The 24699-nt window shown below is 67.1% G+C and carries 19 protein-coding genes, 1 other RNA gene and 1 pseudogene; 14 read left to right on the top strand and 7 right to left on the bottom strand.

The annotated features are described in order from the left end of the window. Positions 1-2 precede the first annotated feature (2 nt). From cysK to ACSU6L_RS26405, 3 genes are all read right to left on the bottom strand, one after another. On the bottom strand, positions 3-971 hold the full coding sequence (cysK, locus tag ACSU6L_RS26415; RefSeq protein ID WP_073938855.1) for a cysteine synthase A: 969 nt from the start codon (positions 969-971) through the stop codon (positions 3-5). A 105-nt stretch (positions 972-1076) separates the two neighbouring features. Beyond that, positions 1077-1901 (bottom strand): arginase family protein, encoded by an 825-nt coding sequence (locus ACSU6L_RS26410; RefSeq protein WP_437060665.1) that lies wholly within the window; start codon positions 1899-1901, stop codon positions 1077-1079. A 3-nt stretch (positions 1902-1904) separates the two neighbouring features. Beyond that, a complete protein-coding gene (locus ACSU6L_RS26405) occupies positions 1905-2672 on the bottom strand; it encodes a YqcI/YcgG family protein (RefSeq protein WP_437060663.1) in 768 nt (255 codons plus the stop codon). Between the two features lie 344 nt (positions 2673-3016). Here ACSU6L_RS26405 and ACSU6L_RS26400 point away from each other — a divergent pair, with 344 nt between their 5' ends. From ACSU6L_RS26400 to ACSU6L_RS26375, 6 genes are all read left to right on the top strand, one after another. After that, complete coding sequence (locus ACSU6L_RS26400; protein ID WP_437060661.1) at positions 3017-3571, top strand: hypothetical protein; 555 nt, start codon at positions 3017-3019, stop codon at positions 3569-3571. 861 nt (positions 3572-4432) lie between these two features. After that, positions 4433-5644, top strand: a complete 1212-nt coding sequence (locus tag ACSU6L_RS26395) for a hypothetical protein (RefSeq protein ID WP_437060659.1) — start codon at positions 4433-4435, stop codon at positions 5642-5644. Next, on the top strand, positions 5641-6207 hold the full coding sequence (locus tag ACSU6L_RS26390) for a helix-turn-helix domain-containing protein (RefSeq protein ID WP_437060657.1): 567 nt from the start codon (positions 5641-5643) through the stop codon (positions 6205-6207). The genes ACSU6L_RS26395 and ACSU6L_RS26390 overlap by 4 nt, the downstream gene beginning before the upstream one ends. Before the next feature lie 237 nt (positions 6208-6444). After that, positions 6445-7161 carry a ParA family protein gene (locus tag ACSU6L_RS26385; protein ID WP_014676526.1) on the top strand — a complete coding sequence of 239 codons (717 nt, stop codon included), beginning with the start codon at positions 6445-6447 and terminating at the stop codon, positions 7159-7161. Next, complete coding sequence (locus tag ACSU6L_RS26380; protein WP_437060655.1) at positions 7158-7928, top strand: hypothetical protein; 771 nt, start codon at positions 7158-7160, stop codon at positions 7926-7928. The genes ACSU6L_RS26385 and ACSU6L_RS26380 overlap by 4 nt, the downstream gene beginning before the upstream one ends. Before the next feature lie 121 nt (positions 7929-8049). Next, positions 8050-8361, top strand: coding sequence for a hypothetical protein (locus ACSU6L_RS26375; protein WP_437060653.1), 312 nt, complete (start codon positions 8050-8052; stop codon positions 8359-8361). Positions 8362-9318: 957 nt separating this feature from the next. Here the strand turns inward: ACSU6L_RS26375 and ACSU6L_RS26370 are convergent. The 3 genes from ACSU6L_RS26370 to ACSU6L_RS26360 form a co-directional block, all read right to left on the bottom strand. Continuing rightward, positions 9319-10710 carry a phospholipase D-like domain-containing protein gene (locus tag ACSU6L_RS26370; protein ID WP_437060651.1) on the bottom strand — a complete coding sequence of 464 codons (1392 nt, stop codon included), beginning with the start codon at positions 10708-10710 and terminating at the stop codon, positions 9319-9321. Continuing rightward, complete coding sequence (locus ACSU6L_RS26365; RefSeq protein ID WP_437060649.1) at positions 10697-14134, bottom strand: AAA domain-containing protein; 3438 nt, start codon at positions 14132-14134, stop codon at positions 10697-10699. The genes ACSU6L_RS26370 and ACSU6L_RS26365 overlap by 14 nt, the downstream gene beginning before the upstream one ends. A 260-nt stretch (positions 14135-14394) precedes the next feature. Next, positions 14395-15939 (bottom strand): hypothetical protein, encoded by a 1545-nt coding sequence (locus ACSU6L_RS26360; RefSeq protein WP_437060647.1) that lies wholly within the window; start codon positions 15937-15939, stop codon positions 14395-14397. Positions 15940-16051: 112 nt separating this feature from the next. On the opposite strand from ACSU6L_RS26360, the pseudogene ACSU6L_RS26355 reads away from it, so the two are divergent. From ACSU6L_RS26355 to ACSU6L_RS26340, 4 genes and pseudogenes are all read left to right on the top strand, one after another. Next, a pseudogene (locus ACSU6L_RS26355) lies at positions 16052-16284 on the top strand (IS5/IS1182 family transposase); the annotation flags it as partial. Between the two features lie 236 nt (positions 16285-16520). Further along, complete coding sequence (locus ACSU6L_RS26350; RefSeq protein WP_437060645.1) at positions 16521-17279, top strand: hypothetical protein; 759 nt, start codon at positions 16521-16523, stop codon at positions 17277-17279. Between the two features lie 1187 nt (positions 17280-18466). Next, on the top strand, positions 18467-18973 hold the full coding sequence (locus tag ACSU6L_RS26345) for a helix-turn-helix domain-containing protein (RefSeq protein ID WP_437060643.1): 507 nt from the start codon (positions 18467-18469) through the stop codon (positions 18971-18973). Further along, a complete protein-coding gene (locus tag ACSU6L_RS26340) occupies positions 18974-19738 on the top strand; it encodes a hypothetical protein (protein ID WP_437060641.1) in 765 nt (254 codons plus the stop codon). A 50-nt stretch (positions 19739-19788) separates the two neighbouring features. On the opposite strand, the gene rnpB is transcribed toward ACSU6L_RS26340, so the two are convergent. Beyond that, positions 19789-20192: RNase P RNA component class A (gene rnpB / locus ACSU6L_RS26335), an RNA gene on the bottom strand. Between the two features lie 563 nt (positions 20193-20755). Between rnpB and ACSU6L_RS26330 the strand changes: the two genes are divergently transcribed. The 4 genes from ACSU6L_RS26330 to ACSU6L_RS26315 all read left to right on the top strand — a co-directional run bounded on the left by ACSU6L_RS26330 (position 20756) and on the right by ACSU6L_RS26315 (position 24647). Beyond that, a complete protein-coding gene (locus ACSU6L_RS26330) occupies positions 20756-21628 on the top strand; it encodes a hypothetical protein (protein WP_437060639.1) in 873 nt (290 codons plus the stop codon). 98 nt (positions 21629-21726) lie between these two features. After that, positions 21727-23124: a DNA cytosine methyltransferase gene (locus ACSU6L_RS26325; RefSeq protein WP_437060637.1), complete on the top strand. Its 1398-nt coding sequence runs from the start codon at positions 21727-21729 to the stop codon at positions 23122-23124. 172 nt (positions 23125-23296) lie between these two features. Then, on the top strand, positions 23297-23536 hold the full coding sequence (locus tag ACSU6L_RS26320) for a hypothetical protein (RefSeq protein ID WP_437060636.1): 240 nt from the start codon (positions 23297-23299) through the stop codon (positions 23534-23536). 232 nt (positions 23537-23768) lie between these two features. Next, on the top strand, positions 23769-24647 hold the full coding sequence (locus ACSU6L_RS26315; RefSeq protein WP_437060634.1) for a hypothetical protein: 879 nt from the start codon (positions 23769-23771) through the stop codon (positions 24645-24647). Positions 24648-24699: the final 52 nt, after the last annotated feature.

Genomic DNA, 24699 nt, shown 5'->3' with positions numbered 1-24699 from the left:
CGTCAGCTCCCGGTGCCCAGCGACGCGAGCCACTCGTCGTCCGAGCCCTCGTTCACCCCTTCCATGAGGAACGTGGACAGATACCGTTCCCCGGTGTCCGGCAGCATCGCGAGCAGTACCGAGCCCTCCGGGGCGGTCTCCGCGACGCGCAGCGCGGTGGCCAGGGTGGCGCCCGCCGAGATGCCGGCGAAGATGCCCTCCTCCGCGGCGAGCCTGCGCGCGGTGTCGCGGCCCACCACCTCGTCGACGGTGACCAGTTCGTCGATGACGCTGTCGTCGAGGACGCTGGGCACGAAGTTCGGGGACCAGCCCTGGATCCGGTGGACGTTCCACTCCTTCTTGCCGAGGATCGCGGCGTTCTCCGGCTCCGTGGCGACCACGCGCACCCCCGGGCGGGCGGTCTTCAGCATCTGGCCCACCCCGGTGAGGGTGCCGCTGGTGCCGAACCCGGTGACGAAGTAGTCCAGCCGCTTGCCCGCGAAGTCGGCGAGGATCTCCGAGGCCGTGGTCTCCCGGTGGTAGGCGGGGTTGGCCGGGTTGTCGAACTGGTGGGCCCGGAACCAGCCGTGCCGCTCGGCGAGTTCGTCGGCGATGGCGTTGCCTCCGCTGCTGCCCAGTTCGCCGGGGAAGAGGATCACCTTGCCGCCGTAGGCCCGGATCAGCTTGCGCCGCTCCTGCGAGTAGGTGTCCCCCATGACCGCGACGAAGTGGTAGCCGCGCGCCGCGGCCACCATCGCCAGCGCGATGCCGACGTTGCCCGAGGTGCACTCGACGATCGTGTCCCCGGGCTTGAGCAGGCCCTTCGCCTCGGCGTCGAGGACCACGGAGAGCGCGAGCCGGTCCTTCACCGAGCCGCCCGGATTGAAGGCCTCCACCTTCACGTAGACCGAGGTGTGGGCGGGGGCCAGACGGTTCAGCCTGACGATGGGCGTGCGGCCGACGGTGTCGAGGATGCTGTCGTACAGGGGCATGGGGAATCTCCTTGGGGCGTGCAGCGGGGCGGGCGCGTACGGCGAGGGGTCAGCCGGCGAGGGCGGGTGCGGGGCGCGTACGGCGGGGGGTCGGCCGACGAGGGGTCAGCCGGCGAGGACGGGCGCGGGCTCGAAGACGGGGGCGATCATGTCGAGGATCACGTCGACCGCCCGCTCGTTCTCCGCCTCGTCCGTCGAGGCGTTGAACTCGGCCAGTTCGACCCCGCGCAGCCGGTCCGCCGGGATCGTGTCGAAGACGGTGCGGATCTGTTCCGGGAGCAGTCCGTCCGGGACGGTGTAGTCGGCCGGCACATGGCCGGGCTCCAGGACGTCCCAGTCGATGTGCACCCACACGGGCCGGTCGCCGATGGCGTCCAGGATGTTCTCGGCCGTGGTCTCCTTCGGCGGGATCACCCGCACCCCGGCCCGCGCGATCAGCGCGGCCTCGGCCTCGTCGATGTCCCGGGCGCCCACCAGGACCGCCTGCGAGGCGGGCAGTCCGGCGCCGTGCCCGCTGTCCCACAGGCCGCACGCGGCGGCGAGGACCATGCCGCCCAGGTAGCCGGTGCCGGTCGTGTCCGGGGTGTTGAAGTCGCCGTGCCCGTCGATGTAGAGCACCACGGCGTCCGGGATCTCCCGGGCCACCACCGGCAGCGTGCCGATGCTCGCCGGGCAGGTGTTGGAGATCATGACCGTCCGGTGGCCGGCCCGGATGCTCTCGCCGACGGCCCGGCCCAGCGCGCCGAGCTGCTCCGCGGCCCGCGGCAGGCTCAGGCTCCAGTCGTCGTCGACGGCCGGCGCGGGCTCGCCGATCCAGCGGCCGGTGAGTCCGTGACGCCGCTCCAGGGCCCGCGCGAGACGGGCCGCGCCCTCGATCATGCGGGGCGCCCGGTCGGCCACCCGGCCTTGGGAGACGATGAGTTCGATCATGAGTCAGGAGGTCCTTTGCGTCTCTCGGGGCTCTTGGGGCTGTTGGGGCTCTTCGGAGATCTGCGGGGCGAAGCCGTCACGGGGCTCGAAGGGACAGCTGTCCGTCCGCTCGGCGTTCTCCTCGGTCAGGCCGTACTGCAGCCATTCGAGGGCGCCGACGCCGTAGGAGCCCAATTGCGGGGAGTGCGGTATTCCGTCATAGCGGTGTATTCGGTTCCGGATGTTCGAGCGCACTCTCCGGCCGCTCGGAGTGTCCCCGGCGAAAACATCGAATCTTTCCCGCGGATTGATGACGAGCGCGAAATGGCTGCCCAGATTCCTGCTGCGCCGGATCTTGTGGGCGGGGCTGCTCATATTGCAGAACAGCGGCATTCCGGCGAAGCACATGGACCAGGTCGCGGAGTCGGGGCTCGACGCGACCCCGGCCGGCCAGGGGGCGGGGTCGGCGCGGTGCAGTTCCTGCAGGACGTGCCAGCCGAAGGCATGGTGCCCGGCGACCGAGTCGGCGCTGACGGCATCCGGCGAGAACACCGCGACCAGCGGATACGCGGTGTCCAGCCGGCCGTCCCAAGCCCTTGCCTGCTCGACGTACTCCGTGAGGGCCGCCGCCAGCACCCGGATGCCCTCGCTCCCGCCGTCCGCCACGAAGACGAATCTCAAGAGCTGCTTGCGGAAGGCGTTCCGGGAGAAGACACAGGGGAATTCCGGGTCGGCAAGACGCTCCGCGATCTCCTCGAACGCGATGCGCTGCCATCCCTCGCCCCCTTCCATCACCTGTTCCTGGGAGACAATCTCTGTGTTTCGTTGCGACGTGTGCACCTAGCCATCCGTTTCTGCGGTTCAGGGCCGTGGCGATGACCATCGTGCCCCCGGAAACGGAGCATCACAACGATTTGAAACGAAGGGTTGAGCAACGAAGTAGGGCTTCTACAACTTAAGTTGTACGTGCTTTCCCATTCCCTTTGCGGAAGCCCGGGAAGATGCCCGGCGATCACGTGATGCCGTGGGAGGGCGCCTTCGTGGCTACCTTGATGGCTACGTAACGAGTCGCCCCAGCCCCGCCCAGCACTTCGCCCGCGCTCTCCCCCTGGCCCGCGCCTTTGGGTGACCTCCCGTTGGCCGCGCACGTCGCAGCGAGCAGCAGTCACCTTGCGCTTGAGACCGGGGATGCGGCCGGGGCTGTCGGCTGGGCGCGGACCGGGCTCGAACTGGCCGCGCGGGGGCCTCGGATTCCCGCACTGACGGCGCGGCTGCACACCATGCAGGCGCGTGCGCTGTCGATCGCGTCTCAGCGCACCCCGGCCACCCACGCGCTGGAGGCCGCGCACCGCGACCTGGACGCTTCGCCCGCTGTCGATCACCCGTGGCTGAGCCCGTTCGACGCCGCCGCGCTGGCCAGCGAGTCAGCTCTGATCCTGCGTGACCTGGAGCAGTACGACGAGGCGCTGTCGCACGCCGAACATGTCGCGCTGCGTGAGACGGGGCGCGCGCGGTCCCTGGCTCTCAGCCGGATCAGCCTGGTGGACATCCACGTGCGCCGGGGTGACCCGGACGCCGCAGTGAGCGTCGGCCACGACCTGCTCGGTACGAGCCCGACTCTCGGTTCGGTCCGATCGTGTCGCCCAGCTCCGGCGCCCGAGACTTGGCTGCTTTCATGGCTACGTACGTAGCCGTGCGATCCCGTTCGAACCAGTGTGGACCAGGGGGCAGCGAGGCCCGCCAACACGCGAGGGAGGGCGCCTGACCTGCGTTATTCGCTGGCCGGAAGCCCTAAGCGGCAGACGAGTCGGGCTGTACGCCGGGTTCTCCAGAAGCACCCTTCTGACCTGCGGCTTTGTGGGGCGAACCGGCTGTGACCTGCTAGGACGGGTTGCAGAGGCGATCGGAGGCAGTCAGAGGAAATCGCTCTGATTCGACCCCGGATCGACCCGGGTCGCTCAGAGGCAGCCAGAGGCAACCCCTCTGCTCCTGCCGCCTGAGCGACCCGGGAGTCCGGAGTCGGACAGGCCGACGACTCCGACTCCTTCACGGTCTCCCCGGTCGAGCCGCGGTCGGGATGCCTGCCTCCACCGGAGCCAGGCACACGAAAGCCTCCAGGACGGCCATCCTGGAGGCTCTTCGCTGGCACCGATTGGAGGTCGGTTCCGGACACCACCCGTGGTTTTAGCGGGCCCCGGTGGCGTCCATGTCTTTCGCGAGACGACCCCAGAATGCCATACGCCGTAACCCGTTCGCAGCACTCACAGAAGGCTTCGCGTCCAGGAAAACCCCATCCAGAGGCAGTCAGAGGCGGTCACACCAAGCCCCTGGGACTCGCCCACCTCCCTCCGGCCGCCGCCGACCTGGTCCTCCTTGGAGACCTCACTGGCCGCTACGCCGCCGGCAGCTACAGCAAGCTCGACCGTAACGGACAGGTCACTCAGCGTGGCGGTCGGCAGGGCGTGTCTGAGCACGGGCACCGCATCACTGCCGCCATCGCCTGCCACGTCGCACGTTATGGAGGAACTCTTGATCAGCTCACACAACTCCTCATGCACCCGGATCACGAGGGCGGGAGGCATCCGCAGTACATAGCGCAGCGCTCCGGGCAGGCTCGCGCCCTGGCGTACATCCGTCGCGTCTGGGACAGCGCCTGCGCAGCGGTCAGCAGCACGACACGGGTCGAGTCACGCGAGCAGTCCTACGAGGACCTCGCGGCCCTGCGAGCCCGTATCGAGACCACCCCATGGCCCGGCGAACGAGGCAGGACCGCGCTGCGTGTGCTTCGTGCCCACCTGAACTTCGCGGAGATCGCCGGTGGCCGCCTGCACGCGGCCAGCGAACGTCAGACAGCCGAAGAGGCGGGAGTATCGCGGCAGACCCTGCGGAAGGCCTACGAAACCGTTCTCGTGCCTGCAGGATGGCTGCGCCGGCTGAAGGTCGGACGAGGCAGGGAAGGATCGACCTGGTACCTCGGCGACGGGCCTGGTGCTGCCATTCAGTCACCCGAGTCTCGATCTCGTACCACTCAGTTCCCCCCCGACCCGGCACTTGGGGAGTGGAACACCCCTGAGACGGGATTGTGTGCAGACGTCGATTCCACCGTCATCGGCAGCCTCATGGGGCACGACGCCTTCACGCACCAGGCTCTGGGCAGCTCCGCTCTCATGGTGATCGGTGCTCTGCATGCACGTCCCCACCAGACCGCAAGCGAACTCGTCGTCACAGCGTCCGTTTCGCGGGCAACCGCCTACCGGACCCTGGACCGGCTCTTGAGCCATGGCTTGGTCCACCAGACCGGCGAGACCTGGTCCTTGGCCCCGAGGGCCCTGGAAGGGTTCGGTAACAGCCACCCGGACGCTGTTACCGACCTCCAAGTGACGCCTGCACACGGTTGGGACCGGATCGCCGACCAGTACGGAACGACAGGGACCTCAGCCAGCCGCAAGGCTCTCCACGCTGCTGAAAGGGCGGCGTACCGCAAGGCGCTGGAGGGCCTGGCGGAGCATCGGGCCAAGGGGCTGGTGGTGGTCCGTGATGGCCGTTCGGTGCTGGTTCCTGCCGTGAGACCAGACGAGATCTCCGCTGAGTGGCACGGGCCGCACGGAGCCGTGACCAACCCGGCCACAGGAGTGGCGGACCCGGAGTGGCGGATCGCCACGGACGGCCGCTTGATCCTCATCACTCCGCGCGACGAGCGCTCATATGACGAGCTTGCCGCGGCCTACACGAACGCACTCAGAGAATGTGAGTCCGCCGCATGACGGATCAGCGCCCAGTACAGGGCGACCATCAACCGCTCACCGCTCCCGAGGCTTTGCGGAAGTGCTACGAGGCCGGATCCACGGTTCAGGAACTCGTGGAAGTCAGCGGCCTTTCATACGGCACGGTCATCAACCGGCTCCGCAGTGCCGGGACGGTGATGCGCACTTCGTGGGAGACGCGCCGCATGCGTGAAGCTCCGGCGCGCCGTCGCCTGGCAACTCATCTGCGCCGACTGTACGAGCAGCACGGCGCCACTCTGGCGGAACTGGCTGTCGCTGGGGCCAAGACGAAGCGGGCCGCCCGTCAGCTGCTGATCGAGGCCGGCGGCAAACCGCGCACGGCACAGGAGACGCTGCGCATCCGTTCCGCTGCGAAGGCTGCAGAGCGGCAGAAGCTGATGGCGGCGCTTCGGACGAAGTACGAAAACGGCGCTGCGGTGTCGGTTCTCGCTGCGGAGCACAACCTTTCCACCGCAACGGTCTACCGGCTCCTGCGCCAGGCCAGGACTCGGATGCGGCCCCACGGTTCTGCTGGACAGCGTCAGCGCAGGACCGTCCCGTGAACAGCCTGACGCGGAGGCACGAGCGCCTCGCTCAGCACGGTGGGCGAAAGCAGAACTTACGCGGATTGCTGCATCCGGCCCGTCCTCCCCCAAAGGACCGGCACGTCGACTTCCGGGCGCCTGCCCGTGACGGCAGGCACCCGGAGGGGCCCCTCGTCGGGCAGTTGCTCTACACAAAGCCTTGTGCCGCTGCCTGACGAAAACCCTCAACTTCGCATTCTAGGAGTACAAGCAAACGTGAACGAGCTCACTCGCCAGAAGACGCTGGCAGCAGCAAAGACCAGCACCTGGGACGCCTTTGTGGTCGTCGTCGGAATGCTCAAGGGCGGCGCCGGCAAGACCACATCGGCCTGGTTCATCGCCCTCTACTACGCCGTGGTCCTTGGGCTGCGCACGCTGCTCCTGGACGCCGACGCCATCAGCCAGTCCGCCTACGACTGGTTCAAGGTCGCCCAGGCCGAGGGCTTCGAGATCCCGGAGAACCTGGTGGTCGAGCGGTACCCGTTCGATGACATCGCCGAGTACATCCAGGCCAAGCGCGCCGAGTTCGGCGCGATCGTGGTGGACGCCGGCGGCGGCAGCGCCCGGATCTTCCACGAGGCTGTTACCGAGGCGGACCGGCTGATCGTGCCGGTCGCCCCCACCAAGATCGAGCGCCGCAAGCTCGTGGCCACGTTCGACGAGGCCGAGCGCGCCGCCGCACGCAACGAGCGTGACGTCACCGCCCACGTGGTGCTGGTCAAGGCGGACGACCGCACCAGCCTGCCCCGTAGGGCCAAGGAGAGTCTGCTGAATCCCCCGAAGGGTGAGGGGCTCGGCGAGGACCGTGACGGGCCGTTCCCTCTTGCGGAAACCGTGATCCATTCCTGGGTGCACTACATGGAGGCCTTCGGCGAAGTGCCGACCGAGCTGAGCGAGTACGCCGAGCTGATGAAGGAGCTGGACGCAGCGTGACCGAGAACAACGACAAGCTGAAGCCCCCGGCTCGGCGCACCCGTCCGAAGGGCCACGTGCTCGGCGGCGCCAAGAAGACGGCAGCCGCGCCTCCGCCGCCGGCCGAGCTGACCCGTGAGCACCTGGATGCCGAGCAGGCCCACCCCGCCGACACCGATCTCGCGCCGCCTTCCACGGCGGACAGTGGCCTCTCGCCGCGGCCGACTGCCGACCCTGTCGAGTCGCCCGCGACAACGCACGAAGCGTCCGCGACGCAGGCTCCAGAGCAGGTGGGGATCGCCGCACAGGTGGATGGAGGCGTCGGCCACACGTCGGGCGCGCCCCCTGTGGCCTCTCCTGCTGAGGCACCGTCCGAGGCCTCTGAAACCTCTCCGCAGCCCGTGCCGGGCGCTCCCCCTGCACCCGCGTATGGCTCCTCCGAAGTGGCCGTGCGGGAGACTGCGCCGGCAGCACAAGGAACGTCATTCCCTATGAGGGCTGGGGCAGCAGCTCCCCAGTACGAGAGCGAGGCTGCTTCAGGGTCAGCATCGAATGAGGGTGCGCCGTGGACGCAGGGAGCGGGCCGCCCGAAGGACATCCCAGAGGCTTCCGCGGTCCTCAATCAGCGCCACATCACGCGGGAAAGCCTCGACGCATCGGTTCCTGCGGCGCTGAAGCTCAAGAAGCGGATCAAGCGCTTCGCGCTCGACAACGATCTCGACCACCTGCCCATCGGTGACATCGTCTGCGTGGCAGTGGACGAGTGGTTGAGCCGCCGCGGGTTCTGACGGACCGCTCGTCTATCGGGGCGACCCGCCAGTACGAAGGCTGGTCGCCCCTCCGGCGACTATTCCACTAGTCCACTAGGCGGCTAGCTAGCCGCCTAGTCGCCTCCACGGGAGCCACTCCGTGCACAACCTCACTACCTATGCCGGCCAGCTGCGTGCGGTTGCCGACGCGCTTGAAGCACAGTCCGAGTCACAAGATGATCCGCTTGCTCCCCACCCGGACACCCTGAAGGTCATCAACAGTCGGCACACCAAGCGCGGGCAACTGAACTACGCCGTTCCTGATGTCCTTGAGCTCCAACGGCGCATCCGCCGCTGCAATGCCGACACCGAGATACCCCACGGCGACATCGTCGCCCTGGCCCTCGACGCCTGGCTCCGGGCCAAGGGCTACCCGCCTGACCCCAAGCAGCTTGGCAACAAAACACCCTGACAGAACACACCGGTCAACTCCCGCTGCCGGACATCGGCGAAGGGCGACAGACCGCGTCAGCCAGAGGAGAGCAGCTGTCCCTCCTCGGAGACCCGACACCGATCCGACTGCCTGCAGATCTTTGGTTGAGCTGGCTGACTGACGAGACCATCGTCGCCCGCTTCAAAGCCAAGTGCTACGTACGCTCAGCGGGTCAATGCTGGCCGTGGCTGGGCGCCGTCAGCTCAACCGGCCATGGATCATTCCGCGCCGCCAGCCTCCCGGGTCCGTCTCGCAGAGGCACGGTCCCAGCTCACCTCTTCGCCTACCAGTTGGTCAACGGTGTGGTCACCCGGACGGGATGGTCCTCCGCTGAGGATCCTGTCATCTGCCACACCTGTGACTTCCACGGCTGCACGAATCCCGCCCATCTGCGGCTGGGGACAGCCGCAGAGAACCGAGCCGAGTGGTCGCGACGGCGGCACAATCCCCATGGTCCACTCGCAGACGTACGGGGGGCTGCTGGCCGAACGCGGGCCATCGCTTCAGCGATCCTGGCGGGCCTCAAAGCCGGGGAATCGCAAGATCGCATTGAAGAGAGAATCCGTGCCGCGGAAGAAGCGGGAATCCCGCTGGCCCTGTGGTGACGTCTCCATTCCTCGGGACTGTCACGTCCAGGCAGCCGGCCCGGCCTCGAAGTCCAACGCGGCCGGGCCCCTCCTTTCCGTAACAGGACGTGGCAGCTGGGCTGGCAGTCGATCTCTGCGGCCGAGACTCGCCTGACGTCCACGCGCACTCCCCGGCCAGCCCGCTCCGGTCCTCTATGGAATTGAGCTGGCTTCGCAGAGCTGGGTGCCAATTGCCGACACCCGCGCTTTGGGTAGAAGGATGCCCTGGGCCTCAGCGGCCTGCCCCGGATCCAAGGTCCAGGGCACTGGACCGGTGTTGGTCAGCCACTCAATGGGTGGTTGCTGCCTCCTATACGCGTTGTACGTCGATCTGGGCCAGGTAGCGCTGGTGCTGTTCGTCTGCGGTCCGCCGGCTGCGGACGAGGGTTCCTTCCTCGCTGCGGTAGGTGCGGTCGCGGTCTCCGCGGAAGGAGAGCCAGTTGAAGCTGGTGGTGATCCACACGTCATCGAAGAGCAGCACCTTCGCGTGGGTGCTCTTCAGCCTGGTGAAGTGGAAGTGCTGGGGGTATCGGTCGGCGAGGTTCCGCAGCTTGCGGACGGCGTCGGCGTCGGACTCGGAGGAGTCGTCGCTGTAGCCGTAGGCGATGGCCACAGCGACCTTGCTGCGCAGGCGTCCTTCCAGCTTGCGCAGGAAGTCGGTGGTGATGATGGCGCGTTTGATCCACGGCGAGATGATCAGAATGTGGCGCCGGGCGCGGGTCAACGCTTCGTCCAGGAGGTCGGGGTGCTCGAATACGCTGATGGCACGGATCTCCTCGCCTTCGGGCTCGGCCTGCGCCTGCGGGGCCGCACTGAGCGGAGTGGCCTGCAGTTGGGCGGCGGCTTCTGCACGTTGCCGGGTCACCTCGGCCAGCGGGACGCGGGCGCGCTCGAGGTCAGGGGTGAGAAGGGGGCGCGGTTGCGCGGGCTCGACGGTGATGCCGAGGCCCTGGGCACCACCGTGGCCGAGGAGGGCGATCTCGTGGGGGTGGCTGAGTTCGCCGTCGACGACGACCCCGAGCTGCAGTTCGGTGCGTTCCTCGTCGGCGTAGACCAGCACCTTGGCCGGGATGTAGCGCGCCGCCGGCACCTGGCTGACGCGGCGGATGGCGAGGACCTCGCGCTTGTCCTCGCGGTCCTTCAGCATCAGGTTCAGCTCGGCCACGGACAGGTCGCCGGCCTGCACTTCACCTTGTTGAGCGGAGGGCAGCAGGAGCAGATCGGTCTCGGTGGCGATGCGCTTGGTGATGACGGCTTGCCGGTCGTAGGGACGGACCTTGCGCAGCAGCCGGTCGAAGATGAAGGCCATGTCCGCCCGTTGCGGTCGCAGCACGGCGAGCTCGTTGGCTGCCCTTTGGCCTTTCTCGGTCAGGCGCAGCGAAGACTGGTCCGGTGCCGCGGCGGGAAGGGCCCCGCCGTAGAAGAGATGGTCGGCGGAGAGCTGGTCGGCGACGGCCTTGGAGACCATCTGCGCGGGCAGCCCGAGGACCCCGCCGATTCCTTCCGGGGTGCGCACTTTGGCGCTGACCAGGCGCAGGACGAACTCGTCGAGCAGGGGAAGCGGCTTGCGTTCGTGGGCCTCGACGGCGACGGTGATCGGGGTCACCGGTAGGGCTGCGTCGATGATGGTGATGAGCTCCAGGCCGGGGCGCGCGTTGTGGAAGCGGACGGCGAGGAGACTGTCGGGGCTAAAGGTCGGCATCGGTGATCTCGCAGTCCTCGGGGTGGGCGCGGATGTAATCCAGGACGTCGCGCAGGGCTCCGGGCTTGCTTTGGCAGAAGGCCGCGTCGCCGACGATTACCAGGCCGTAGCGGGCCCGCGAGAGAGCGACGTTGATACGCCGCCAGTAGGGCTGGCCGAGGAATCCGAAGTCGCCTCGGTCATTGCTGCGCGTCACGGAGAACAGCGCCAGGTCGCACTCGCGGCCCTGGACAGCGTCGACGGACAGGACCTCAGCCGCCAGATGATTGAGGCGAATGGAGGCCAGGCGCCGGCGCAGTTCCTCCACCTGCCGGCTGTAGGGGGCGATCACCAGGACTTCGAGCTTGCCGTCAGGCCCTGGCTTGATCACGCGCCGCTCGACGGCGCGGTCGATGGCTTGAAGGCGCCGGGCCACCAACTGCGCCTCGGCACGGTTGAGGATGCTGCGCTCGGCCTCGGTGCGTTCAGCTTCGCGGCGGTGCTTGCCAAGCCGTGAGGTGTCCACCCAGTGGATGGGCTTGTAGAGCTCGTCATAACCGGGAAGCGTGTGCGTGCCCGGCGAGCGCAGCTGCTCCTTGTAGAAGCAGGTGGAGATCATGTTCCCGATGGCCGGGGTCATCCGGTACTGCTCGCGCAACAGGTGCTTGACCGGGTGCTCGCTGTGGTTGATGAGGTACTGGAACAAGGTGGTCTCCACCAGCTCGGGGATGAGCTGGTAGTCCTCCATGAGTTTGCGCTCACGCAGCAGGTCCTCGTCCAGCGGGGGAAGCTGTCGGGTGTCCCCCACCATGATCCACTGCCTGGCACGTGCGAGCGGGACCAGCGCCTCTGTGGCAGTGGCCTTGGAGGCTTCGTCGAAGATGCACAGGTCGAAGTCGAGGTCCCGGGCGGCAGGGTGGCCGAGAAAGCCGAGCGCGGTACCGCCGACGACGTTGCGTGTGCGCAGGAAGGAACCGACCAGGGCCTGGTCGGTCTCGATGCGCTGGAGCCACTCGCCCTGCAGGCGCAAGACCTCCAGCAGCGCGGTGGCGGCCGGATCATTGCCCAACAGCACCGCCACCACGTCCCGGAAGTCCGAGGCGGGCAGATCCTCCTTAAGGGTGAGGTCTCCCTCGAGTTCCCGCTGGACCTGGGCGAACAGTTCGCTGCGCTGGTCGAGCAGGTCGTCGAGGCGGGCACGTGCGGTGACCACCTCCTCGCCCAGCTCACGCGAGGAGGTGGTGCGATCGCTGGGAGGCTGAGTGGCCAGATCCGTGATGCGGCGCTCGACGTGCGCGATGTCCGCGGCGACTGCTGCGAGTGCTTCCAGGCTCAGTGCCGCCCTCAGGTGGCGAGTCTCCAGCTTGTTGTGCTCGGCCAGTTGCTCCAGATACGTCTCGGCCTTCGCGCGGACCTGTCGCGACCACCGCTTGATCTGCCGGTCAAGCAGAAGATGCTGGGTGTCCGCGGCGACGCGCGGGTCATCCGGCCGCCCGAGCCGGACGACGTGGGTATGCCCGGACGCCTCGATGCGCTTGAGGGCGTTGTCGATCGCGATGTGCGTCTGGCTGACGATGAGGATGCGGGCTCTGGGCGAACGACGCAGCGTCTGCTCGACGATTTCGGCGATGACAGTGGTCTTGCCGGTACCCGGCGGCCCTTCGATCAGCAGCAGGTCTTGCGAGCCAAGGGCGTGGCAGACCACAGCGCGTTTACTGGCGTCCAGATCACCGCGGAGCCAGTCGTCGATCTCGGCGGGCTCGCCGACGTGGAGACTGCGTGGGTTTTCGATCACCGAACGCAGCAGCCGGTTGGCACTCTGCCCGGCGGCGACGCTGGCGAGTGCGTCGCGCTGCCGGACGATCGCGGTCTGCGTGGGGCCGAGGAATGGCAGCAGCACACCTCGGCTCGGGATCCTCCGGGCTGCGCGGGGGAAGGTCACGATCAGCTGCTCACTGGATGCCGCGGTGATCTGCCCGCGCTCCAGCGGCCGGCCCTGTGCGTAGTCCGCGACGCTCCACTCCTCTCCCAGCAAAGCAGTGGGGTCCTCGCAGGCCTGGGTGAGGTGGAAGACGCGGGTGCGCCCCTCTCCGGTGACCTTCTCATAGCCCATGGCCTGGCGGCCGCCAGCGGCGAGTTCCTCGCGGGCGTCCAGCAGTCGCCGCCACGCTTCGAACAAGTCGCCGAGGTTGCGGACCTCTTCTTGTTCCTTTGCAGCAGCGCGAGCGTCGACGTGATCGTCCAGAAGGCCGAGCAGCGACTGCAGACCGTCGTGGGCGGCCTCCTCGCCAGGATCCTGGAAGTCGAAGGAGAGCAGGGATCCGACCGAAAGGGCCTTCGCACGCCACCGCGCGAGCCAGTTCTCGTCCTTGCGCTGGGCCTGGATGATGGTGACCCGTTCGCTGTACTGGTCATCGGACTTCATGCGCAGCACCAGCGTCCGGCCGGCAAGACGGATCGTGTCACGGTCAACCTCGCCAGTGCGCTGGTTGTAACCGTAGTCGGCGTGCACTGTGCCGCCGATGTCGTCCAGCACGGCCGCCTGGGCGCGTTGCCAGTCGATTTCCCCGCCGCGTGGCAGCTCGAGAATCGCCTCAGCGGCAGCGCGGGTCAGCTTCATCCACAGAAAGTTGTTCCGTCTGGCCCACCGCGCCTGTCGGACTTGGTCAGCTTCCAACAGCCGCTGTTCCAGCACGGATGCGTTTGGGGGCCTACGCGCGGGGTCGAAGTCGATGCAGTCACGCAAGATCGCGTGGATCTCCGGCGGGAGTTCCAAGTCCTCCAGGACACGGGCCAGGTCCGGGTAGTCGTGAGCTTTGCCAGCCGACAGGACCTGGATTGCCAACGCCCCGTAACCGAACACGTCCCGGACGTAAGGAATCGCGTCGGACTGCTCGGGTGGGGAGTACAGGTTGGAACGGAAGCCGGCGACGGTTGCGTCCGTCGGCGCGACCTTGGAGCGAATCTTGGCGATGCCGAAGTCGGCGAGCTTGACCATGCCATCAGCGGTCACCAGGACGTTGCCGGGCTTGAGGTCCCGATGCTCGACCTCCAGCGCGTGGGCATACGCCAAGGCCGAGGCGAGCGGCTTGCCGATCCGCTCGAAGAAGGAGGACCAAGACATCGGGCGCTTCTGCGCCATCTCGTCCTTGAGGTTTCGGTCGATCCACTCCAGGACGATGAAGTAGCGACCCAGGCCAGCATCCCAGCCCGAGTCGAGCATCTCCACGATGTGGGGATGGCGCAGCTCTTTGAGAGCACCGGTCTCCCGCTCAAGGAACAGCTCGATGATCTCGTCGTTCTCGCGGGGCAGGAGGAGCTTCACTGCAGCCGGGCTACCGGTGGGGTTGTGAGTGTCGATGGCCTTGCGGACTTCGGACAGGCCGCCCTTACGCGGGTCCGTTGGCAGCAGCAGGAACCTGCCGTTGATCATCTGATTGGCCACACATGACTCCTCCCCCGGGACCTCCCCGCACCGGCAGCCATTCTGGCAGGTCACCCACCCAACAGCACGCCGTTCAACAAGGCTGCCGCTCCGTCAGGGCCTGACCGGGCTATCCTCAGCTCTCGCTGCCGCCGCAGCTCCTGACACCTTGACCTTGCACGCACCTGACGTCGGCACGGCACCGGTGTGACAGCGAACGCCCCCAGGGATGCCCACGCCGATCGTGTCGTTGGACGTGAGCGTCGTTCCAGGGGCGGAACCTATCGCTGGCGTCCGAGGAGTGCGGCGAAGAACTGGCGAAGCATCGCCGGCGCACCGTTCAGGCCCAGCTCGTACCCACCGAATCTGTACACCTCGTACCCCTTGAGCCGTAGCGCCCGGTCTTCGGCCACCATCTTCGAGTACAGCCGCGGGGACGCCTCGTTGCCCTCGGCATAGTGATGTTGGCCGTCCACTTCCACAACGATGCGAACTCCGCGAGGGAGCAACAGCAGAAAGTCCATGCGTTCGCGACCCAGAACGCTGTCTTTCCCAGCTCGCTCGTTGCGGGTCTTCGGGTCCATGTGCAGGTACACCTGCGGCAACAGCGCCGGCTGGCTGGCTCCCTTCTCGTTGATGGGGTACAGCTCGCAGTAGGTGCGAAACACCATCTGCTCGGGTGAGACCCACTCAGGCCGCGCGGCGTCGTGGTGCAGGGATGCCGAAAGCCGCTTGTAGAGGGCGCGACCCACGTCCTCGTCAGGCATGTCCTCGGGGAGGGACTCCCGGGCCCGCCACCAGGCGATCATTTCGCCCCAAGTCAGACCGGAAGCGCTAAGCGGCTGGCTATACACGAGGCAGTACTGCTCGTTCTTCACTATCAGGACGTCGTTGTTGATGGCGTCACCGAGCACAAATTCCGGTTTCGGCCCGTCCGCAGCGAAGATCAAGTTTTTCATCGCACCGGGCACGGCTGCGCCGATCGTCCGGGCGGCTAAGACCGGTGCGCCGCTGATCCTGTCTACTTCGATGAGCTCGTATCCGTCATGGGCCAGCGTCTTATTGAAGAAGGCACAGAGCCGTTCGGCCTCTTCGGCGTCGGTGCGCACCTCAGGGTGCAACATCTCAGCCAGGAAGCGCAGGAGAGCGTCGTCGCTGTCGGCCAAGCCAAACCGCTCATCGTGCCAGATCCAGTCGTCTTCCCAGTCCGACGGATTGTTGATGCAGTGCTGCCAGACGTCTTGGGCGGCTGTGATGAACCGGGAGTCGTAGCTGGGCAGATTGTCCAGATCGTATAGACGACTCAGGAACTGCACCTCATCAAGCGTCCCGCCCCACCACCCGCCCTTTAAGCCATCGCGAAGCCGACGGCGAGTCACGTCGGTGATGCGGCGAGCTCGGCTCTGCCGCAGATGCGGATGGTACTCATCCAACCGGGCCAGGACAGGACCGAACACACTGCTGATGTAGTTCTGGCGCGCGGCATAGCTGCCGCTCATCCCCCGGTCTCTCCAATAGGCCTTGAAGCTCTTGAAGTCCCGGAAAGGCAGGGTGAGGGACACGCCGAGGCGCTGCAGCACCGCGCGCAGAGTCCGGAGGACAACCGCGATCTCCTCGTCGTTGAGCGTCTCCCCTCCGCCCATGCCGAACGCTTCAAGGTCGGTCATGGTGAGCCGGGTCAGCTCGTAGGCCGCGTCCAAGTCCGTCACGTCGTCCAGCGAGGCTCCGCGTAGGCGCTCGACCCGATCGACATCGAGGCAGGTTCTCGCGTAGCTGAACGGTTCCGCGCCGACCTGTCGCGCGACAAGGAAGCGATGCTTGGTCACGCCCCGATTATCCGGACGCTACCGCCTGATCACAGGCGATCGGCTACTCCAGGTCGAACACCAGCTGCTCACCGACCTCTGCCTCCACGCCCGGAAGCCCCTCTAGATCCCCATCACCGATTCGGACGGCCGGCTGCTCTGACCCTCGAGCGCACTGCCGCGCTGGGCTCACGACCTGACCGCTGCCCGCACCCACGGCGTCATCAGCATCCGCAAACGCCAGGGCGTTCCGATCCTGGCCGACCTCACCTACCAGGGCGGCGACCCTGGCTGACCGCAGGCCTCACACGACGACCCCTGCAGGGCCTCACCCCCGCCGAGAAGACCGTCAACCGGGCCCTGGCCCAACAGATTGAGTAAACACCCGTAGAGAGCTCCCCCCACTCGGCTACCCTCAACCCTGCTAGGCGTTCCACCCAACATAGAGCTGCTGGTCTAGTCCTCTCCAGGAAGTTGAAGCCTAGCAAGGTCACCTTGACGCGACCCGCACCCGCAGTGATATTCACGTGCGTAGATGGCTGATACTGTCCGTACCCGCCTAGAGCAATCGAGACCTGACGAAGAGAGGAGGGCGGGCCGACATGTCCGGTACCGGCGGTGACGAGGGTGCGGCGCCCCGTACGCTCGCGGAGAAGCTGACCGCCCTTCGCGACGGGCTCGCCCCCGAGGGTGGCAAGCCGCCGTCCTGGAACACTCTGGCCCGCGAGATCTCGGAGCAGACCGGTGTCCCGATCTCGGGTCCGTACCTGTGGGAGCTTGCGACGGGCAAGCCCGGAACGAACGTTACGCTGCGCCACCTGAAGGCACTCTCTGACTACTTTCACCGACGCATCTCCTACTTCGTCGATGATGAGATTGCCTTCGAAGACGACACCCAGGCACAGCTGGATCTCCTCCGAGAGCTACGGCGTCTAGGTGTGCGCAATATCAGGCTGCAGAACGTGGAGCCAGGCGTCGCCGATCGCGAGACCATCCAGAGACTGCTCGCACGACTCCAGACGCTTGATGTGCTGGGCGACGAAGGCGTGCGCAAGGTCGCTTTGGGAGTCAGCGCGCTCAGCCAGGAGCAGCGGAAGACCCTGAGCGACCTCGCCAACAAGCCAGGCTTGTTGGACGGACTGCCTCGCATGATGCGACTCCTTGAGGCTGCCGAGGCACTCACAGAGGAACAGCTCACAACCGCCACGAACGTTCTCCGGCAGCCCGATGTACTCCTTGCAGTACAGGATGAGGCTGTGCGCGAGATCGCGACGAAGTGCCACGAGCTGCTGCCGTCCAGCCGGCAGGCACTTTTGCCCGTGATCGCGCAGCTCCAGCGCCTAGAGAACAAAGAGGCGTAAGCAACCCAACGCCCCCTAGTGACCTGAGTCGGAGATTCGTCGTCAGATCGGCGGCCATCAGCCGGGTGCCATGCGGCCGCCAGGTCTGGCCCAGCCTGCTGGAGTCCGGCCTCCGGCACGCCTGGCAACTCGCGAGAACTACCCGAAAATCTCTGACTCAGGTCACTAGGCGCCACTCGGACGATGGCCGACCGTCAGCTTCACCACGCAGAAGCTCCCATGATGCGGGCAGGCATCACTGTCTCGAAAGGCCTAGACCGAGATATTCAGCGATCAGCTCGCGCGGAAGCTTCGGCATCAGCCAACTCGCGGCATCAAGGGTGGCTTGATCATCGGCGCCTAGTTGGGGCTTATCTGCGTCCGGCCGGAGCGGGGACCCGTCGACGCCGGCAGAGACCGGGAAAAGGAGCACCGTGCCGTCGTCCGCGCCAAGCCACACGCCGCTTGACGCAGCACTCCCGCTTGCGCTGTCCCGCGTGAAGCAGCCTGACACATGCCCGCCGCGTACATGATCAACGCCCTGACCGACCGACTCAGTGCTTCTGTGGGAGTCTTCCAGGGTGGTCTGTGTCCCCCTGGGGAACGCGTCGTTCCGTGTTGCCCGCCGGCTCCCTCCCGGCATCCCCATCGCTATCGCCCCCGTGGTCTCTGTAAGGGTCAGCTCCACGCGCAACTGCGGCCCTACCTGCTGAAGAACCAACGTGCTCCAGTACTCCGCCGGAAGCACCACAGCGATTTCCGCTCATCCATCGGGGCCGGCTGCGCCAACCCCGCTAAAGCGGCGGCACTCAAGCGCTGTCGGCGAGAACGACCCCGTCCTACCGCAGACCTCATGACGCATCTGAACAGTGCTCTTCACTGTCGACTCCACCTCCACCCCTGCCGGTGCGGCGCTACGACTGGGTCATCAGCCTCAGATCATGTGGAGGCACCTGTGCAGGGTCCCCCAGCAGACCCTCCCATCGGCGAACCCTCAAGAAGTCTCGATCGATGGCGGTCAGCGACGGCATGCGGTAGTCACACTGCTGCACAGGGTTCCTCCTTCTCGGGATCCTGCCTTGCGTCCCCGATCATGTCAACTAAAGTACACAGCAGTTGCCCTTCGACAGAGTGAGAGACCGGTACGTGGTCGTGTGCAGTCATCAACAGGACGGTTTGCGGAGCACGTCCGAGAGTTCCTACCTGTGGTGAGCCACAACGGCCCGTCGTTGGCGGAAAAGCTGAGAGCCCTGATGGCCAGCCGTCTGGACGCCAACGGCCGTGCGCACACGTCGCGCTCACTGTCCGCGGCAGTGAACGCACTGCCTGGTGAGCACGCGTCCGTGTCATTCGCCGCCATCGCCAAGTTGGCCAACGGCTCCCAGGACAACCCGACCGTGGGCACGATCGTTGCGCTGTGCAAAGCACTGAACAACGTGCCGCCGGCCCATCTTCTTCCGCACGAAAGCTATAACGACCTCGCGGCTCTGGAGGCGTTCGAGAACCCAGACGCACGCCGCGTCCTAGCGCTGCTCAATGGCCTTCCAGAGAGCGAGCTGCACAACATCATCGCAGCCCTGGAGCAGCGCCGGGCCGAACTCGGCCTGGAGCCGACGGCGAACGCTGAATCCGGAAAGCAAAAGGGCAAGCGCCGACGGCGCCGCAGTAAGGATGAAACCGCACGTTACGCGGCCGATGCACTGGAGGGGCTGTAAGTGGTGGACGGCATAGTCTTCGGCACCTGCACCGCGGCAGGGTTGTTGGTTACTGCCCTCTGCACTCGCAGGGCCGTGGGGAATCCACGCGTCGCCACCTGGGCGATCGCCATCGCCTTCGCCATCTGCACACTTGGTGTCCTGTGCGCCGTGCCAGCGGTGGCCAACCAACTACAGGAGGCCACAGGCATGCCCAACGCCGGCAAGCTTGTAGCCCACGTCTGCGCGATCCTCTGGTGCGCTGCGATTCAGATCACGATGGTTGATCTGGCCTACCGCCCTGAGTACCTCAAGTCGGCAATACTCCAACGCGGGTTCGCTGCTGTGTTGGAACTAGCCATCATGGTGCCGCTCTTCCTTGCAGCTAACCGGCCTGGCATACAGTTCACGACCGAGTACGTCGACAACCCAAAGGTTGCCGCATATCTACTTATCTATCTCTCCTACGTCCTGGTCACCTGCGGCGAGCTGATGTTCATGTGCGGGAGAACGTCACGGCGCAATTGGGGAGTCCGCCCTTGGAGCAGCGCCGGCTTCGCGCTCTCCTCGATCGCCGCGATTCTCGGAATGGCCTATGCAGTCTGCAAAGGCTCTTACATCATCTTCTACATCCTTGAGGACCCCTGGCCGCTCAAGATCGAGGAAGTCGTGAGCCCGACACTAAGCGGCCTTGCAGTGCTGTTTGTCTTCAGTGGAATGACCCTTCCCATGGTCGGCGCGCTCCGGGAACGACTTCGCCAAAGAAGAGCTTTCGCAGACGACTGAACCAGCAGATATGCGTTTCGAGATCGTCGATTACAACTTTGGTGGAGCGGCAGACGAGTCGAGCTGTACGCCGGATTCTGTCACCCGGTCACCTCACGGCGGCCGGGGAGACGGCCATCCATCTAGGACCAGCGTTACCGCTGGCCTCGTGCGGTCTACCCGCGGACTCGGGCGGGCAGCCCTCGAACGTCCGCGCAGGGGCACCGGGGCGCCCCCTTCTTGACCTTGCTCCGGGTGGGGTTTACCTAGCTGCCCAGGTCACCCTGGGCACTGGTGGTCTCTTACACCACCGTTTCACCCTTACCAGGGGCCGGAGCCCCAGGCGGTTTGCTTTCTGTGGCACTGTCCCGCGGGTCACCCCGGGTGGCCGTTAGCCACCACCCTGCCCTGTGGAGTCCGGACGTTCCTCGGGAAGCCCCCTGGGGGAACTCCACGCGGCCGTCCGCTCGGCTCGTCTGCCGTATGGCCATGTTAGCCGACCGAACACCGCCGACGGCTCTCTGAGCCTCCAAGCATGATCATGCTGTCGCAGCACTCCGGCTGTATCCACTGAGCAGGTTTCTCCTGGCCGGCCGAGAGACAAGGCGCCCATATACACGCCTCCCGGCGGGGAGATTGTGAGGGGGTGCGGCGGACTGTGCGCAAGGTCGTCTCGGAACCTTTTTTCGCCGCTCCTTCGTCGCGGTGAAAAAAGGTTCCGTTCCTCCCCTGCGCTTCGTCCGGCACCCCCTCAGAATCTCTTTTTGCCGGGAGGGGGAGGGGGCGGTCCTGCGGCTTCTGCCGGTCGGGCGGCGGGGGTGGTCAGCCGGGTGCGGGCCAGTCGGGTGAGGGCCGGTCGGCGGGGGGTCGTCCGCTGCACGGCCGCCGGTGGCGGGTGCGGAGAGCGGAGCCAATTCCTTGTAGCTGGTGAGGGTTTGGGGTTGACTCCCCCACCCACCGATAGATAGATTTACCTATGTCGAAAGAGGGCAGGGCAAGCCCCCCGACACTCCACCACCAACCACAAGGAGACGGTTCGTGGAACTCGTTCCCATCTCCAGGCTGGGCGCGGAACTGCGCTCCCAGGCCCAGTTGGAAGTCCAGGTCGCCGAGGGTGAGCGGCAGCTAGTGATCGTCCTGCCGAGCAGCCTGGACCAGCTGTGGATCACTGCCGGCCACAACAGCGGGCGGCCCCGGCTCTTCTGGCGGCGGCGCACCTTCCTCGGCACCGCGACCGACGAGTCCGGGTACCTCGACTGGACCGCCGACCCGGCTCCGCTGATCCGCTTCGTCATCAACTACGCCTACTCCCGCAGCCAGATCACGCCCCAGTACCAGAGGGTTCTCGACGCTCTGCGCGGGCGCGGCCTTGACGCAGAGCTGGCGCACGCCGACTGCGGCGGCTTCCAGATCCGCATCGGGCTGCCGGACCTGACGTGCCTGCTGATCGGCGCCGACGAGACCCTTCCTCCGCGGCTGGAACATGTACAGGGCTGGCACGTCGAGCACTACGGCCCCGAAGACCACATCGCCGTGGTGTACGACTCGATGCCGCACAACCGCCCCCGGGGCGCCAGTCTCGGCGGCGCCCACGTGGACGTGATGGCCGACCATGTCACCCGGTACGTCGCCAGCGTCATGGCCCGCTACGGCGGCCGTCACCCGCTGGGCGCGCCGGTCCGCCTCCAGCAGGACGCCACCTCCCCCGCCACCGTCGCGTGGCTGCTGGAGGAGCTGGTCCGGCTCCCGCGCCACCACGGAGAGCTGGCCAACGACGGCGGCGCGCTGATCACCATCGCGCGCCGGGACGGCAATGACCCGGCGACGGTCGAGCTCCCGGCCGTCGTCGTCAACCGGATCAGCGCCCTGCTGCTGGCCGAGGTCACCGCCTGCCAGACCTACGGCGGGTAACAGCTCCCGCCGAGCTGATCGCACCACCGTGCCGGGCCCGGAGGGCAACCGGGCACGGCACGCCGACTCCACCACCGCACGGCGTGCAAGGACGGACCTTGAGCATCACCTTCACCGACATCTTCTGTGGCGCTGGCGGCGCCAGTACCGGCCTGGTCAACGCAGGTTGGGAGCTGAAACTGGCCGCCAACCACTGGCAGACCGCGATCGACACCCACTCGGCGAACCACCCGCAGGCCGAGCACGTCTGCGCCGACGTCTCGAACTACGACATGCGCCGTCTGCCGCGCACCGATGTGCTGTGGGCCAGCCCCATCTGCACCGAGATCTCGCCCGCCGGGGGCCGCCGCCGCAGCAAGAACGTCAGCGGGCTCACCGAGGAAGAACTGCGCTCGCTGCCCGACGCCGCGTTCGAGCGGACCCGCGCGACCGCCTACGACGTCATCCGCGCCGTCGAGGTGCACCGGTACAAGGCGGTGCTCATCGAGAACGTCACCGAGTTCGCCACCGACTGGATCCTGTTCGACTGGTGGCTGAGCGGCATGGTCAAGCTGGGCTACAACTATCAGATCGTCTGCGTGAGCTCCGCGCACATCGGCAACGAGCTCAACCCGGCCGCCCCCCAGTGGAGGGACCGCCTCTACATCGTCTTCACCCGGGTCGGCATGCGCCTTCCGGACGTCGCCCCACGGCCCTTGGCCCGGTGCGAGGAGTGCGACGAGGACGTGTACGCGCGGCAGACTTGGCGGCCGGGCCACACCGAGACCCGGATCGGCAAGTACGGCCAGCAGTACGACTACACCTGCCCCAACCACGACACCGCCGTGATCGTCGAGCCCTACGTTCGGCCCGCCTCCGACATCATCGATTGGACGAACCTGGGGACCCGGATCGGGGACCGCAAGCGCCCCTTGGCGCCCACGACCATGGACCGCATCGCCGCCGGTCTGGAGATGTTCCCCGACGAACCCTCGGTGGTCACCGTCAACCACGGCGGGCACGACGGCCGCGCCTTCCGCCCGGACCTGACCCCGTTGCCGTCGCGCACCATCAAGATCGGCGAAGGGCTCGTCGTACCGCCCGGCGCCTTCCCGCACGCCACCACCGCGGATCTGGCTGCCCCGCCCTTCATCGTTGAGTTCCGCAACCACGCCACCGCCGAGCGCGTGGATCGGCCCCTCGCCACCGTCACCGCGGGCGGCAACCACCACGGCCTAGTGATCCCGTTCCGGAAGGGCTCGACCGCCAAGCGGACCAGCCAGCCGCTGCACACCCTGTCCACCCGCGACTCCGCCGGTCTGCTCCGCCCAGCGGTGAAGATCGAGGACTGCCACTTCCGGATGCTCCAGTGGCGCGAGCAGATGAGTGCCCAGCGTTTCCCCGAGACCTACATCGTCAAGGGCCGCAGCAAGGCCGAGAAGACCATGCAGGCCGGAAACGCCGTCAGCTGCAACGTCCCGCAGTGGCTCGGTCACGCCGTCAGCGCCGTCCTGTAAGCACCCGCAGGCCGCTCCCTCCGGGCGGGGCGGCCTGCTGACATCTGCCAGGCCCGCACTTAGACAGATTTACCTATATCGCCCAGGGGTGAACACGCCCCGGGCGTTCATCGCCTTGGCGGACGGCAGGGCAAGCCGCCGCCGGGCTCTCCACCCCAACGAAGGGACGCACATGTCCAACACCGCACCCCGCCGGGTGGTCACGGGTGAAGTCAGCTTCGCCCGCTGGACCGCCCAGGCCCTCGCCGTCGCGCGCGGCCTGCGCGCGCTGCCCTCCCCCTCGGTCCGGTGCGCCGTGCCTGAGCAGACCCGCGAAGAGGCCGAGATCGAAGTGCTTGCCGTCAGTCTGGGCATCTTGGCGCCGCATCCGGCCACGCCGAGCCGGCCCAGCGCCGCGGGGGGCGTGCGATGACATGACCTACCGGGCCGAGGCGGGGTGGTGCGGCGGGCACCGCCCCGTCCCGGCCGCGAACGGCAAAGCGGGCCGACGGTTACGAGCCGAAGCTCGTACCAGCCCCGCCGAAGCGTGCTGGCTCGGGCAAAACCGCCGGCCCTTCTCCACCACCAACGATGAGGCCACTTCAGGTCTCCCGCTGGCAGCGTCCATCAGTGTACGGCTCCGGATACGACAGGATGACACCACCATGACTACGACCAGAGAGCAGTTCGAGCAGCGGCTCGCCGCGCTGCACGACCCTTGGGTGACCCGAAAGCAGTTGGAACACCTCGCTGGCGTTTCGCCGAAGACGATCCGAAACTGGCTGGAGGCCCACCCCATCCCCGAGGCGAAGACCCGGGTCGGTGCCCGCAGCGCCCAGCTCATAGACAGGCAGACGGCGGCGGAGTGGGTTCGCGTGCGGCTCTTCGGCGACAAGGAGGGGGCCACGGACGTGCAGTCCGGCCCGCGCTTGGCCGCCGAGCCGCGCCCCATGACGCACGCCCCCGGCGAGCGGTGGCGCCGTGTCGAGATCGCCCGGCGGCGCGGCGTGACCCCCGGCGCCATCGGCAACCTGGCCCAGGCGTACGCGGATCACCCGAGCCACCCGTTCCCTCCCGCAGCGGAGGACCACACGCGGGACGCGGCCGCCGTCGCCGCGTGGTTCGCCTGGTACGACGCCGAGCGCCCCGGATACAGCGGGAAGAGCGCAGGCCGCGCGGACGCCACGCAGGCGCCAGCCGGGAGAGTCGGCGAGGTCGCCGACCTGCTACGCACCGCCATCGCCGAGGGCACCAACCTGACCACCGAGACCGTCGCGGCTCGACTGAGGGTTTCACCCGACGTCGCCACCCGCTACCTGTCGCAGGCTGCCCAAGTGGTGATGCCCGAGCACGGGCTGATCGCTCGCAGGCAGATCCCCGACCTGTTCCCGGCCGCCGTCCGCAACGAGATGACCCCGCCGCAGCGGCGCGAACGCGTCAAGACACTGCTGCGACGCCGCACGGCACCGAAACCCGTTCTCGTCGTCGGCGGCACGGAGTACTACCGACGCCAGGAGGCGGAGGCTCTAGTGAGGTCAGTGTGACGGTGGTTTGTGTCAATGAGGGTGGGTGACGATACGGGCTGGCCGTCAGCCG

Source organism: Streptomyces sp. enrichment culture (assembly GCF_964272855.1).
Classification (GTDB): Bacteria; Actinomycetota; Actinomycetes; order Streptomycetales; family Streptomycetaceae; genus Streptomyces.
Note: the sequence above shows the minus strand (reverse complement) of the source record. Positions and strands in the feature narration are given on the sequence as shown.

Excerpts from the sequence above, each read along its gene's own strand:
- cysK (WP_073938855.1), bottom strand. The coding sequence starts at position 971 with ATGCCCCTGTACGACAGCATCCTCGACACCGTCGGCCGCACGCCCATC.
- ACSU6L_RS26410 (WP_437060665.1), bottom strand. The coding sequence starts at position 1,901 with ATGATCGAACTCATCGTCTCCCAAGGCCGGGTGGCCGACCGGGCGCCC.
- ACSU6L_RS26405 (WP_437060663.1), bottom strand. The coding sequence starts at position 2,672 with ATGGAAGGGGGCGAGGGATGGCAGCGCATCGCGTTCGAGGAGATCGCG.
- ACSU6L_RS26395 (WP_437060659.1), top strand. The coding sequence starts at position 4,433 with ATGCACCCGGATCACGAGGGCGGGAGGCATCCGCAGTACATAGCGCAG.
- ACSU6L_RS26390 (WP_437060657.1), top strand. The coding sequence starts at position 5,641 with ATGACGGATCAGCGCCCAGTACAGGGCGACCATCAACCGCTCACCGCT.
- ACSU6L_RS26370 (WP_437060651.1), bottom strand. The coding sequence starts at position 10,710 with ATGCCGACCTTTAGCCCCGACAGTCTCCTCGCCGTCCGCTTCCACAAC.
- ACSU6L_RS26350 (WP_437060645.1), top strand. The coding sequence starts at position 16,521 with ATGTCCGGTACCGGCGGTGACGAGGGTGCGGCGCCCCGTACGCTCGCG.
- ACSU6L_RS26320 (WP_437060636.1), top strand. The coding sequence starts at position 23,297 with ATGTCCAACACCGCACCCCGCCGGGTGGTCACGGGTGAAGTCAGCTTC.
- ACSU6L_RS26315 (WP_437060634.1), top strand. The coding sequence starts at position 23,769 with ATGACTACGACCAGAGAGCAGTTCGAGCAGCGGCTCGCCGCGCTGCAC.